1 protein-coding gene is annotated in these 303 nt (G+C 48.5%); it reads right to left on the reverse strand.

Features of this window, described 5'->3' with window-relative positions; genetic code table 11:
• Nucleotides 1–48 precede the first annotated feature (48 nt).
• The coding region (locus AB4653_RS27495) for an aromatic amino acid transport family protein (RefSeq protein WP_372105825.1) at nucleotides 49–303 on the reverse strand (255 nt) is incomplete at its 5' end.

The raw sequence follows: 303 nt of genomic DNA on the forward strand, positions 1-303 counted from the left end.
GTATCTGCTGCCTTCTAAATGGCAACAGATAGTCTATTCAATTGGGATTTACCCCATAAACCAAGAGATAAAAATCAACGCACCAAAACCGAATGTTGCCATCAGTGCCGTATCGCCACCGCCTGCTGTATAGCTGCCTTCGGTTTGTAGGTGAGGGAAGTCAGGCCTACGAACCTTAACCACCATTGCGAGTGGTCCCCAGATAGCTAGGAACACCAACACCATGCCTGCATAGTCCAACATGCTCACGAACTGGCTTGCGAACAGCTCTGCTAATACCAAAGGCAATACAAAGGTCAGAGC

The organism is Vibrio sp. 10N.222.48.A3 (assembly GCF_041475345.1).
GTDB classification, from domain to species: domain Bacteria; phylum Pseudomonadota; class Gammaproteobacteria; order Enterobacterales; family Vibrionaceae; genus Vibrio; species Vibrio tasmaniensis_A.